11 protein-coding genes are annotated in these 11,780 nt (G+C 69.6%); 6 read left to right on the top strand and 5 right to left on the bottom strand.

All coding sequences use genetic code 11. From position 1 onward, the window contains the following. Positions 1–84: 84 nt before the first annotated feature. Positions 85–297 (top strand): type II toxin-antitoxin system Phd/YefM family antitoxin, encoded by a 213-nt coding sequence (locus ASF53_RS22715; protein WP_286134652.1) that lies wholly within the window; start codon positions 85–87, stop codon positions 295–297. A 197-nt stretch (positions 298–494) separates the two neighbouring features. Here the strand turns inward: ASF53_RS22715 and ASF53_RS22710 are convergent, their stop codons facing one another. Next, a complete protein-coding gene (locus tag ASF53_RS22710) occupies positions 495–3,911 on the bottom strand; it encodes an acyl-[ACP]--phospholipid O-acyltransferase (RefSeq protein WP_056204271.1) in 3,417 nt (1,138 codons plus the stop codon). Positions 3,912–4,204: 293 nt separating this feature from the next. Between ASF53_RS22710 and ASF53_RS22705 the strand changes: the two genes are divergently transcribed. From ASF53_RS22705 to hisG, 5 genes are all read left to right on the top strand, one after another. Then, a complete protein-coding gene (locus ASF53_RS22705) occupies positions 4,205–4,717 on the top strand; it encodes a TetR/AcrR family transcriptional regulator (RefSeq protein WP_056204854.1) in 513 nt (170 codons plus the stop codon). Between the two features lie 231 nt (positions 4,718–4,948). Next, positions 4,949–5,836, top strand: coding sequence for a TIGR01459 family HAD-type hydrolase (locus tag ASF53_RS22700; protein WP_056204267.1), 888 nt, complete (start codon positions 4,949–4,951; stop codon positions 5,834–5,836). Between the two features lie 58 nt (positions 5,837–5,894). Beyond that, complete coding sequence (locus tag ASF53_RS22695; RefSeq protein WP_056204264.1) at positions 5,895–6,533, top strand: VOC family protein; 639 nt, start codon at positions 5,895–5,897, stop codon at positions 6,531–6,533. Positions 6,534–6,744: 211 nt separating this feature from the next. Continuing rightward, complete coding sequence (locus ASF53_RS22690) at positions 6,745–7,908, top strand: ATP phosphoribosyltransferase regulatory subunit (protein ID WP_056204261.1); 1,164 nt, start codon at positions 6,745–6,747, stop codon at positions 7,906–7,908. Then, entirely contained in the window at positions 7,905–8,882 is a 978-nt protein-coding gene (gene hisG, locus ASF53_RS22685; RefSeq protein ID WP_056204258.1) for an ATP phosphoribosyltransferase, read from the top strand. The genes ASF53_RS22690 and hisG overlap by 4 nt, the downstream gene beginning before the upstream one ends. A gap of 149 nt (positions 8,883–9,031) precedes the next feature. Here hisG and ASF53_RS22680 read toward each other — a convergent pair whose 3' ends face one another. The 4 genes from ASF53_RS22680 to hemE all read right to left on the bottom strand — a co-directional run bounded on the left by ASF53_RS22680 (position 9,032) and on the right by hemE (position 11,421). Beyond that, on the bottom strand, positions 9,032–9,373 hold the full coding sequence (locus ASF53_RS22680; RefSeq protein ID WP_056204255.1) for a lysozyme inhibitor LprI family protein: 342 nt from the start codon (positions 9,371–9,373) through the stop codon (positions 9,032–9,034). Positions 9,374–9,459: 86 nt separating this feature from the next. After that, complete coding sequence (gene hemJ, locus ASF53_RS22675) at positions 9,460–9,900, bottom strand: protoporphyrinogen oxidase HemJ (RefSeq protein WP_082482934.1); 441 nt, start codon at positions 9,898–9,900, stop codon at positions 9,460–9,462. Beyond that, positions 9,893–10,342, bottom strand: coding sequence for an NUDIX hydrolase (locus ASF53_RS22670; protein WP_056204252.1), 450 nt, complete (start codon positions 10,340–10,342; stop codon positions 9,893–9,895). Before ASF53_RS22670 ends, hemJ begins: the two co-directional genes overlap by 8 nt. After that, positions 10,339–11,421: a uroporphyrinogen decarboxylase gene (gene hemE, locus ASF53_RS22665; RefSeq protein WP_056204247.1), complete on the bottom strand. Its 1,083-nt coding sequence runs from the start codon at positions 11,419–11,421 to the stop codon at positions 10,339–10,341. The genes ASF53_RS22670 and hemE overlap by 4 nt, the downstream gene beginning before the upstream one ends. Positions 11,422–11,780: the final 359 nt, after the last annotated feature.

Genomic DNA, 11,780 nt, shown 5'->3' with positions numbered 1-11,780 from the left:
GGATAGGGCCAAGAATGGTTTAAGTTCGACGTCCGCGAGGTTGAGATCGGAGCGTTGCGGCAGGAGGAGCCGATGCGTGTGTCCGTGGCGAATGCCGAGGAGGGCGAAACGATCATCCTCACGCAGGATGGGCGGCCCGTCGCACGCCTCCAACCGGTCGAGCGGGCGTCAGAGCGCCGAGAACGGCATGCTGTGCTGAACAATGTTCGGCAATTGGCCGCCTCAAAGAGGCTTCCGGGATCGGACGCCGCCCGCAGCCAGAATTTCCTCTACGGCAAGGATGGATTGCCGATCTGACTAAGGATTCACTGAGCGAAGCTTGAGCAGCAGCCGTTTTCCCGTCCCCACCCTCATCCTGAGGCGTGGAGCGAAGCGAAGCCTCGAAGGATCCTCCAGAGATCGCACGGGATCTGGAGAACCCTTCGAGGCCGACACTGCGCGCCGGCACCCTCAGGATAAAGAGCGGGATGGGATGACCTGTCCCATCCCGATCCTCACGCGGCTTCCGCCGTCGCCGCCCGTTCACGCGCGAGCTTCGTCACGCTCACCTGATCGACCTTGCCGGTGCCGAGCATCGGAAGACCCTCCACGACGACCACCTCGGCGGGGATCGCGACGTCGGCCGCGCCCCGGCTCTTGGCGTGGGTCTGGTAGGCCGCCCGCGTCGCGCCCTTGGCCTCCGTGAACAGGATCAGGCGCTCGCCCTTGCGGGCGTCGGGCACGGCGGCGACCGCGCTCGGGGCGTCGGGCCAGAGTTCGGCGGCGAGCGCCTCGACGCTGGCCAGCGACACCATCTCGCCCGCGATCTTGGCGAAGCGCTTGGCCCGGCCCTTGATGGTGACGAAGCCGTCGGCGTCAAAGGCGACGATGTCGCCGGTGTCGTACCAGCCGTCCGCGGGCGGCTCGAGCACGCCGGGATTCTCCGCCCGCAGGTAGCCGAGCATGATGTTGGGGCCGCGCACGGCGAGGCGCCCGCCCTCCTCGATGCCGGGCACCGGTTCGAGGCGCGCTTCGATCCCCGGCAGCAATTGGCCGACGGTGCCGAAGCGGTTGAACATCGGCGTGTTGAGCGCGAGCACGGGTCCGCACTCGGTGACGCCGTAGCCCTCGAGGATGCGCAGGCCGAACTTCTCCGCCCAGGTCTTGCGGGTCGCCTGCTTCACCGGCTCGGCGCCGGCCACGACGTAGCGCAAGCTCCGCAGGTCGTAGGAATGCGCCATCCGGGCATAGCCGGTGAGGAAGGTGTCGGTGCCGAACAGGACCGTGGCGTTTGTGCCGTAGATGAGTTCGGGCACGATCCGGTAGTGCAGCGGCGAGGGGTAGAGGTAGACCGGCACGCCCGAGATCAGCGGCAGCACCAGACCGGCCGTCAGCCCGAAGGCGTGGAACACCGGCAGCACGTTGAACACCTTGTCGCGCGGCCCGAAATCGATGCGGGCGGCCACCTGCGCGGTGTTGGCGAGCATGGCGCGGTTGGCGAGCATCACGCCCTTCGGCGTGCCCTCGCTGCCCGACGTGAACAGGATCGCCGCCGGATCGCTGCCCTTGCGCGCCACGAGCGGACGGCGGGGGCTCAGGAACCCGCGGATCTTGTCGCCCGTGGTGACGCCCGCCCGCACGTCCTCGAGATAGATCAGGCGGATCGTCCCCTCAATGCCCTCGATCAGGGTGCCGAGGCGCCCCTTCTCGATGAAGGCGCGGGAGGTCAGGATGGTATCGACCTGCGCCGCCCGGCAAGCCGAGAGCACCGCGGTGGGGCCGGCGGAGAAGTTGATCATCGCCGGGACGCGGCCGGAGCTGGCCAGCGCGAAGAACGTCACCGCCGCGCCGTTGGCGTTGGGCAGCATCAGCCCGACCGGTTTTTTCGCGTCGGGCAGCAGCGCCTGAAGCTTCCGGCCCAGGATGTTGGCGCCCATCACGAGGCGCGCATAGCTCATCTTGCCCGTCACCGGGTCTTCGAGCGCCGTGCGCCGCCAGCCGTGAAGCTGGCCGGCCTCGATGAGCGCGGAGAAGACGCCGCGCTCGATGTCGGCGGTCTCGAAGACGAGGTCCGACATGATGTCGTAGAGCGCCGCGCCCGCGGCCCGTCGGCGGTTCTTGCCCTTGAGTTCCGGATCGACGTAGAGGCGGACCGGCGGCATGATCGTCACCGTCACCTTCGGCCACCATGCCCGGCGGATCTGATCGCGCTTGAGGCGCGAGAAGATGGTGCGCTCCGGCCCGTCGATCTTCACCGGCACGACCATGGCGCCGGACTTGTCGGCGATGAGGCCCGCCCCGTCATAGACCTTCATCAGGCTGCCGGTGACGGTGAGCCGGCCCTCGGGGAAGATGATCAGCGTCTCGCCGCTTTTGACCGCGTTGATGAGCGTGCGGGTGGCGAGCGGCCGGGTCGGATCGAGCGGCATCGCCTTCGTCACCTTGAGGAACGGCTTCACCCACCAGCGCTGGGCGATGCCGTGGTCGATGGCGAAGACGGGTTCCTTGTCGAGGAGCGAGAGCGCCAGAGGCGCGTCGAGGAAGGAGACGTGGTTGAGGGCGACGATGGCGTTCGGGCCCGCCTTCTCCACGTTCTCCAGGCCCTTCACCTCCAGACGGTAGAAGGCGCGGAACAGGATCGAGAGGGCGTCGCGCAGGGGGTTCGTCGGCAGGGTCACAAGGATCACCGCGCCGGCGATCAGGTTCAGCACGGCCACGAGGCCGAGAAGCTGCGCCGTCGAGAGCCCGAGGCCCTGAAGCACCGCGAGCGCCAGGGTGCCGCCGACCATGAAGGCGGCCGTCAGCACGTTGACCGCGCCGATGACGCGGGCGCGCTTGGCCTTCTCGGTCCAGGCCTGCACCGCGGCAAAGGAGGGCACGACATAGAGCCCGCCCGCGACGGCCAGACCGAAGAAGTCGATGGCGATGCGCAGGCCCGAGCCGCTGGTGATGAAGTCCCAGGCGCCGACCGGTTCGCCGACGGCCGGGCTGACCTGCGAGACCGTCCAGGCGAGGTCGAGCCCGAACAGGCCCATCAGCACCGCACCGATCGGCGTCGGCAGCAGCACGATGCGCCCGCTGGCGAGCCACGAGGCGAGGCCGGAGCCGACCGCGATGCCGACGGAGAAGATGGCGAGCAGGGTGGTGGCGACGATCTCGGTGCCGTTGAGGGTCTGGCGCACCAGCACGGGCAGCAGCGAGAGGATGACCACGCCAACGAGCCAGAACCAGCTCACGATCACCGAGCCGCGCCACAGCCGCGTATCGGACCACAGGTCACGCAGGAGTTCGGCGGTGGAGCGGGCGATGTTGCGGTCGACATGCAGGTCGGGCGCGCCCTCGCCGGTGGCGGGGATCATCCGGGCGGCGAGCCAGCACAGGACCGCCATGCCCATCAGCCCGGCGCCGAGCCCCAGCGCGTGGCCGCCCATCGCCATGGCCAGACCCGCAGTGATGGTGCCGAGCAGGATGGCGAGGAAGGTCGCGGCCTCGACCAAGGCGTTGCCGGCGGTCAGTTCCTCGCGCTTCAGGTGGTCGGGCAGGATGCCGTACTTGATCGGCCCGAACAGCGCCGCGATGATTCCGAACAGGCCGAGCGCGCCGAACAAGAGCGGCACCGAGTGCAGCCAGAAGCCGAGCACCGAGAGCAGGGCCGCGAAAATCTCCGCGAATTTCAGCCGCTTGGCCAGCACCGCCTTGTCGTAGCGGTCGGCCATCTGCCCGCCCAGGCCCGACAGGATGAAGAACGGGCCGATGAACACGGCGCTCGCCAGCGTCACCAACACCCCGCCCGAACTCTCGCCTCGCGCACTCACCTGGAACAGGATCAGCAGGGCGAGCGCGTTCTTGAGGAAATTGTCGTTGAAGGCTGAGAAGAATTGGCACCAGAACAGCGGCGCGAAGCGTCGCGTCGTCATCAGTGTGCGGAACATCGTGGTCTCTCCCGGCTCCGGGCATGACTGCCTGCCGACGGCGAAGGCGTCAAATCCGCGTTTTGCACGTTGTTCAAAATGAACGTGGTCAGAGCCGGCCGCAAGCTTGAAATTGCACGACGTGCAATCTACCCCCTATGAAGGGTGCGAACCGGCACGAGAACCGGCCGCGCACAGGGACGGAGACGGATTTGGCAGGAGACGCGTCACGCAAGGCACGGGGCAGCGGACCGCGGGGCGAGCACGACCGCGAGGGCTTCGTCGCCCTGGTCGCGGGCGCGGCGGAGAGCCTCGTGCGCAACGAGGGTTATCGTTCGCTCGGCATGCGGCGGCTGGCGGCGGCCATCGGCTACGCGCCGAATTCGATCTACAACGCGGTGGGCGACCTCGATCAGGTGGTCCTGCGGGTCAATGCCCGCACGCTGGCCCGGCTGCACACGGCGCTGGGCGCCGTGATCGATCCGGAGCGGGCGGCACGGGACAACGCCCTGGCGCTGGCCGACGCCTATCTCGTCTTCGTCGCCGCCGACCCGCGGGTCTGGAGCCTGCTGTTCGAGCATCTCGTCGCGCCGGACCAGCCGTTTCCGGATTGGTACGCCGCGGCCCTGGCCGAGCCGGTCGCCCTCGTCGATACGGTGCTGGCGCCGCTGATCGTCCCGCCCGACGAGCGCCGCCGGGCGGTGGCCGCCCTCTGGGCCGCCCTGCACGGGCTCGCCTCGCTCTCGACCTCGCGCAAGCTCGCCGTGCTCACCCCCGACCCGCCGCGGGATCTCGCCCGGCTGCTGGTGGGGCGGTTCCTGGGGTGAGCCGCTTTTTCAACCCCCCCTCGGCGGGGGAGGGTGCCTACGGAGCAGGCGGGAGAGGGGGCAACGCTTCCGGAAAGTGCGGAGCCAGCCCCTCACCCGACCCCCTTCGGGGGCCACCCTCTCCCGCGGAGGGGAGAGGGAGATGCGCACGAAGGATCGTGTGCTGGCCTTCAGTGGTCCGCAAACCCCGCTATAGAGCCCCCAACACTGTTCGGCCGGATCTTATCCTCAATGACCCATTCCCCCGTCCCGACGCTGCGCCACTTCAAGGAGGTGGCCGAGCGCTACGACCTGATCCTGTGCGACGTCTGGGGTGTGCTGCATGACGGGACGCGGGGCCATGTCGCGGCCGGCGAGGCGCTGATCCGCTTCCGCGGCCTGCCGGGTGCGCGTCCGCGCCGGGTGATCCTGGTCTCGAACGCGCCCCGCCCATGGCAGGGCGTGCAGAAGATCCTCGACGGCTACGGCGTGCCGCGGGAGGCCTACGACGCGATCCTCACCTCCGGTGACCTGACCCGGCGGCTGATCGCCGAGCATCCGGGCGAGCGGGTCTATCACTTGGGGCCGGAGCGCGACGCGCCGGTCTTCGACGGGCTCGACCTCACCCTGGTGCCGGGGGCGGACGCGCAACGCATCGTCTGCACCGGCCTGTTCGACGATTACACCGAGACGGCGGAGGATTACCGCGAGGCGCTGGCCGCCTTCCGTGCCCGCGACGTGCCGATGATCTGCGCCAACCCCGATCTCGTGGTCGAGCGCGACAAGAAGCTGATCCCCTGCGCCGGCCTGATCGCTCAGGCCTACGAGGCCATCGGCGGCGCGGTCGTCTATGCGGGCAAGCCGTATCGGCCGGTCTACGAGACGGCGCTGGCCATGGCCGGCGAACTCGATTCCATGCCGGCGCCGGAGGTGCGCCGCACGGTGGCCGTGGGCGATGCGATCCGCACCGACATCGCCGGTGCGGCCGGCTACGGCATCCCCTCGATCCTCGTCGCCCGGGGCATCCATGGCGAGGAACTCGGCGTCACAGCCGAGCACCACAGCCTCGGCGATATCGCCGAATGGCTCAACCGCCAGCCGGTGCGGCCGGACGCGGTGATCGAGCGGCTGGTCTGGTAGCGCGGGAACCGTCCGGCGATCCACCCATTGTTGCGACGCAACATTTGGCGGCAGGACGATGATCGGACGACGGCTGATCCTGAGCGGTCTCTTCGCAGGCTCGGCACTCGCGACGCAGATGCCGGGCCGCAGCCTCGCGGACGACGATGCGGGTGCGGGGCGCCCGAGCGGCCGGCCGATTCGCGGCATCGACCATGTCGGGCTCGCGGTCCACGATATCGAGGCGGCCACCGAATTCCTGCGCAAGGGCCTCGGTGCCAAGCTGATCTACGAGACGCTGAAGAAGGGCGACGCGCCGCAAGAAGGGCCGGACGCCGAGCGGCGGCTCGACCTCGCCAACGGCGCGCGCATCACCGCGATCCGGATGCTGCGGCTCGGCCACGGGCCGGGGATCGAGCTGTTCCAGATCGAGGCCCCCGATCAGCGGGCGCCGGCCCGTGCCAGCGATCTCGGATGGCAGCACATCGCCGTCTATTCCGACGACCTCGATGCGGCCCTGCGCCGGTTCGAGGCGGCGGGCGGAACGGCTCTGAGCCGCCCGCAGGACATGCCGTCCAGCGAGCAGGGGAGCGGCAACCGCTTCTGCTACGCCCGCGCGCCGTTCGGGGCGCTGGTGGAGTTCCTCACCTATCCGTCGCCGCTGCCCTACGAGGCCGAAACCCCGCTGCGGCGCTGGACCCCGCCGGTCGTCGGCTGACGCACGCGAGAGTGCGGTTTCCCGGCAAAGTCACGCGGACGGATCGCATGGCATCCGCTCGCGATGAGGGCGGTGAAACCGGATCGTTCGACGGAAAATCTTTCCGATCCAGAGCGCTTACGCAGTCCGATTCGCCCGGAAATCCCTCAGCACGGTCGCCAATCGGGAACGCGATTGCTATGGGGGCCGAAATCAAGCTGGATCCGAGACGATGACGAGACCGGAGGCAGGCGGCCCGAGCGGCGCGGAGGCGTTGCGCCATGTGCGACTGTCGGCGCATTTTTCCGCCTGCGGATACGTGCCCGCATCGCCCCCCGTGCTGCAGCCGGTGGAGCCGTTCCTCGAATTGTCGGGCGAGGACATCCGGCGGCGCATCTTCGTGACGCAGGATGCGAACGGGGCCGAGCTGTGCCTGCGGCCGGAATTCACCATTCCCGTCTGCCGCCTGCATCAGGCGACCCGGCCCGACGAGAGCGCCGATTACAGCTATCTCGGCCCGGTCTTCCGCCTCGTGGCCGGCGAGCCCGACGAGTTCGTCCAGGGCGGCATCGAGTCGATCGGGCGCACCGACACCCCGGCGGCGGATGCCGAGGTGCTGGGGCTCGCCTTCGAGGGGCTCGCCCTGCTCGGGCGCGCCGATGTCACCGTGCGGCTCGGCGATATGGGCCTGACCCACGCCTTCCTCGACGCGCTCCACGTGCCGCCGGTGGCCAAGCGCCGGACCCTGCGGGCCATCGCCGCCGGGCGCTCCCTCGACGAGGTCGCCAACACCGTGCAGGCCGAGGACCGCCATGCCGGTCTGCTCGCCGCGATCCAGGGCCAGGATGCGGGCGCCGTACGCGCCTTCGTGGAAGACGTGCTGTCGATCGCCGGCATCTCGCAGGTGGGCGGGCGCAGCGCCGGGGCCATCGCCGAGCGCTTCCTCGCCAAGGCTTCGGCGCAGGCGCATGGGGGCGCCGGCCTCAACACGACGAACCGCGAACTGATCGAGCGCTACTGCGCCATCTCCGGCGATCCCGATGCGGCGGTGGCCGCGGTGCGGGCGCTGGCGCGCGAGGCGGGCCTGACCCATGACGGGCTGGAGGCGGCGCTCGCCCTGTTCGAGGAGCGCACCGGCTTCATGGCCGCGCGGGGTCTGCCGGTCGAGCGCTTCCGGTTCAACGGCGGGTTCGCGCGCAACCTCGACTATTACACCGGCTTCATCTTCGAGGTGACGGGTCCGCAGGGTGGCCCGACCCTGGTCGGCGGCGGGCGCTATGACGGGCTCCTGCAGCAGCTCGGCAGTCCGGTGCCGCTGCCGGCGGTGGGCTGCGCCTTCTGGCTGTCGCGCTGCACCGAAGACAGCACGGGCGGAAGCGAAGGAGTTGTCGCGTGACCGATTCGCCCCTCGTTCTCGCCGTCCCCTCGAAGGGCCGGCTTCAGGAGAATGCCAGCGCCTTCTTCTCCCGCGCCGGCCTCAAGCTGGTGCAGAAGGCGGGCGCCCGTGAGTATCGCGGCACGCTCGCCGGGCTGCCCGGCGTCGAGGTGCGCTACCTCTCGGCCTCCGAGATCGCCGGCCAGCTCGCCAGCGGCGCCGCCCATCTCGGCGTGACCGGCGAGGACCTGATCCGCGAGATGCTGCCCGATCCGGCCGCGAGCGTCGAACTCCTGACGCCGCTCGGCTTCGGCCATGCCAGCGTGGTCGTGGCGGTGCCGCAGGCCTGGATCGACGTGCGCGCCATGAGCGACCTCGACGAGGTCGCCAGCGAAATGCGCCTGCGCCAGGGCCGGCGGATGCGCATCGCCACGAAATACGTGAACCTGACCCGCCGCTTCTTCGCCGAGGCCGGCATCGCCGATTACCGCATCGTCGAGAGCTTGGGCGCCACCGAGGGCGCCCCGGCGGCAGGCTCGGCGGAGATCATCGTCGATATCACCACCACCGGCACCACGCTCGCGGCCAACGCGCTGAAGATTCTCGATGACGGGGTGATGCTGCGCTCGGAGGCCAACCTCGTCGCCTCGCTCAAAGCCCCCTGGGGCGAGACGGCGCGGTCCGCCTTGCGCACCGTGCTCGGCCGGATCGCGGCGGAGGAGCGCGCCCGCACCAGCCGCGAGGTGCGCGCGGGGCTACCCGAATCCGGCGAGATCGATCTGGCGACCATCGCCGGCCTGCACGAGGCCGAGCTGCCCTACGGCGCCCCGCGCGGCGCCGACGGCGAGATCGTGATGCGCTGCCCCGTGGACGCGGTGTTCGACCTCTCCGACGCCCTGGTTCAAGCCGGAGCGCGGTCCGTCACCGTGCGGCGGATCGACTACGCCTTCGCGGCGGAGAACCCGCTGGCGGAACGGCTGCTGGCGCGGTTGTGAGAGGCCGGCCCCTCCGGTCCACAACCTCATCCTGAGGTGCGCAGCGGCCTCGAAGGATCCTCCAGATCCCGCGCGATGGGCTGGAGGATCCTTCGAGGCCGCTGCGCACCTCAGGATGAGGGGGTTTGGTGGGACAGTCGGCTCGGCCCCTACTGCCCGCCCTGCTTGGCGAACTCCGACAGCACGCCCCGCAGCACCTTGAGCCGGCTCTCGTAGGCCGCATTCAGACAGGCGACGTCGGTGCCGCAGGCGCGGCGATCCTTGAGCCAGGCCTCCTGATCGTCCTGCATCTTGGTGCGGTTGCCCATCGGCAGCAGGTCTTTGAGGATGTCGAAGCGCACCGCCATCTCGACATCGAGGTCGTTGAGGCTGCGGGTGTCGCAGATCGTCTTCTCGTCCGGCGTCTCGGCCTTGGCGCAGGCGAAGCTCGCCGCCGCCGCGGGGGAGACCGCGGCGAGGCTCACAGCGAGGGCGAGGAACGGGAGACGCATCGGCAAGGCTCCATCGCGGGCAACGGCCACGCTTTGCCCTTCCAACGGATGGCGCCCGCCCCGGTGCCGCGCCCGGCCAAAAAGAATCAGCCCCAGGGCTTCACGATCGCGAGGATGACGATGCCGATCATCAGCAGCGTCGGCACCTCGTTGATGACCCGGTAGAAGCGCTGGCTCCGCGTGTTGCGGTCGGCGGCGAAGTCCTTGACCGCGCGGGAGAGGAAGCCGTGCACGCCGCTCATCGCCAGCACCAGGGCGAACTTCGCCTGGAGCCAGGGCGCGGCGTAGTAGCCGCTCTGCCACGCGAGCCACAGGCCGAGGATCCAGGTGACGATCATGGCCGGCGTCATGATCGCCTTGAGCAGGCGCCGCTCCATGACCTTGAAGGTCTCGGATTGCACCCGCGAACCGGCCGGCAACGCCGCGTGATAGACGAACAGGCGCGGCAGGTAGAGCATCGCCGCCATCCAGGCGATCACCGCGATGACGTGGAAGGCCTTGATCCAGGGGTACAGGGTCTCAAGCACCGGGTGAGGCACTCCGTGTGGGGGATGCGGCGCGCAGGCGCGCCAGGAAGGGTCCGGTCAGAAGCGGCGCGAGCGGCAAAGCGGCCTCGTCCGTTCCGCCGGTGAGCGCGAGCCAGCGGATCTCTTCGATCTCCGCACCGCAGACAGGGTTCAGGCCGGGTGCGGCGTCCTGCCGATAGACGGTCGCTTCGACGATGTGGCCGGGCTCGTTGGCGGCTTGCGCCTCGAACCGGCCCAGCCGCACAGCCGTGCCGGGGTCGAAGGCGAGAGCGAGTTCCTCCCGGATTTCGCGGGCAAGACAGGCGGCGTCGGTCTCATCCGCCTCGAACTTGCCGCCGGGGAGCATGAAGCGGCGGCTGCCGCGCTTGCGCACCAGCAGCAACGCCTCGCCGGTCTCGTCCCGGCGCGTCAGAGCCAAGGCCGCGACGCGAATGCGCGTCACCGGCCGCCTCTGAGCCGGGCCAGCATCTGCTCGACATGGGCGATCGGCGTCTGCGGGGTGATGCCGTGGCCGAGGTTGAAGATGTGCGGCAGACCCTCGGTCGCCGCCAGGATGGCATCCACAGCCGCGTCCAGGGCCCGCCCACCCTCGATCAGGGTCTCGGGGTGGAGGTTGCCCTGGGTGACCGTCGAGGCCGGCACACGGGCTCGCAGGGCCGCGAGATCGACACCCCAATCGACGCCGACGGCACTCGCGCCGGTCTCGGGCACGACGCGGGCATGGCCCTCCAGCCCCGAGCCCTTGGCGAAGACGATGATCTTGGCATCCGGCACCTGCGCCCGGATGCCCTGGACCATCCGCGCGATCGGACCGAGCGAGAAGCGCTTGAGGGCGTCGCCGTCGCTCGACACGGGCAGCACGCCGGCATGCGACTCGAAGATCTGCACCACGTCGGCGCCGGCGCGGAGCTGGCGCACGAGATATTCGGTCTGGACGGTGACGAGCCGGTCGAGCAGCGCGTCGAGCAAAGCGGGGTCGGCCGCCGCCAGCGTCCGGGCCGGGGCGAGATCCACCGTGCCGCGCCCGCCGATCATGTAGCTCGCCACGGTCCAGGGCGCGCCGCAGAAGCCGAGCAGCGTGGTCTCGTGGGGAAGCGCCCCGCGGATGCGTTCGACCGCCTCGAAGACCGGTGCGAGGTGCGAGAAGATCGCCGGATCGCCCGCCTCGCGGAGGCGGTCGAACTGGGCGCGGCCTTCGAGCGCATCGAGGCGCGGCCCCTCACCTTCGACGAAGCGCACGTCCTGGCCCAGCGCGTGCGGGATGACGAGGATGTCGGAGAACAGGATCGACGCCTCGAAGCCGAAGCGGCGGATCGGCTGGAGCGTCACCTCGGTGGCGAAGGCCGGGTTGTAGCACAGATCGAGGAAGGAGCCGGCCTCGGCTCGGGTCGCCCGATATTCCGGCAGGTAGCGGCCCGCTTGGCGCATCATCCAGGCCGGGGGAGGGGAGATCGCCTCTCCCGACAGCACCCGCAGCACCGGCCTTTCCGCCACCGTTGCCGCCGTCTTTGCCTCCGCCATGCCTGAAGCCCGTATCCTGCCTGATTGCCGTTCGGGGGGTGACCGGAGGGATCGCGACCGCGCCATCCCCACCCCGGCCCTATTCAAAGAAAGAGAGATTCTAGAATCTCTGTTTTTTCTCTTGGACGTTGGATCGTGATGCCGCAAGCGCGTCCACAGGCCCTCCCCACCGCCACGGCGTTAATCGCCTCTTAATGGATTGGATCTAATGTCCACGATAGGCCAAGCTCAGCAGAGGCTTGCGTGGGCCCGTCTGCCCTGATGGCCGCCTCGGTCCCGGATTCTCCCATTCGGGCGACTCCACCATGTGCGCAAGGTCGGGGTGTTGAGGGCGGAGTCGATGGATTTCGGGGCAACCC

Source organism: Methylobacterium sp. Leaf123 (genome assembly GCF_001423405.1).
Classification (GTDB): Bacteria; Pseudomonadota; Alphaproteobacteria; order Rhizobiales; family Beijerinckiaceae; genus Methylobacterium.
Note: the sequence above shows the minus strand (reverse complement) of the source record. Positions and strands in the feature narration are given on the sequence as shown.

Coding starts and splice junctions, on each gene's coding strand:
- ASF53_RS22710 (WP_056204271.1), bottom strand. CDS start 3,911: ATGTTCCGCACACTGATGACGACGCGACGCTTCGCGCCGCTGTTCTGG.
- ASF53_RS22700 (WP_056204267.1), top strand. CDS start 4,949: ATGACCCATTCCCCCGTCCCGACGCTGCGCCACTTCAAGGAGGTGGCC.
- ASF53_RS22695 (WP_056204264.1), top strand. CDS start 5,895: ATGATCGGACGACGGCTGATCCTGAGCGGTCTCTTCGCAGGCTCGGCA.
- ASF53_RS22690 (WP_056204261.1), top strand. CDS start 6,745: ATGACGAGACCGGAGGCAGGCGGCCCGAGCGGCGCGGAGGCGTTGCGC.
- ASF53_RS22680 (WP_056204255.1), bottom strand. CDS start 9,373: ATGCGTCTCCCGTTCCTCGCCCTCGCTGTGAGCCTCGCCGCGGTCTCC.
- hemE (WP_056204247.1), bottom strand. CDS start 11,421: ATGGCGGAGGCAAAGACGGCGGCAACGGTGGCGGAAAGGCCGGTGCTG.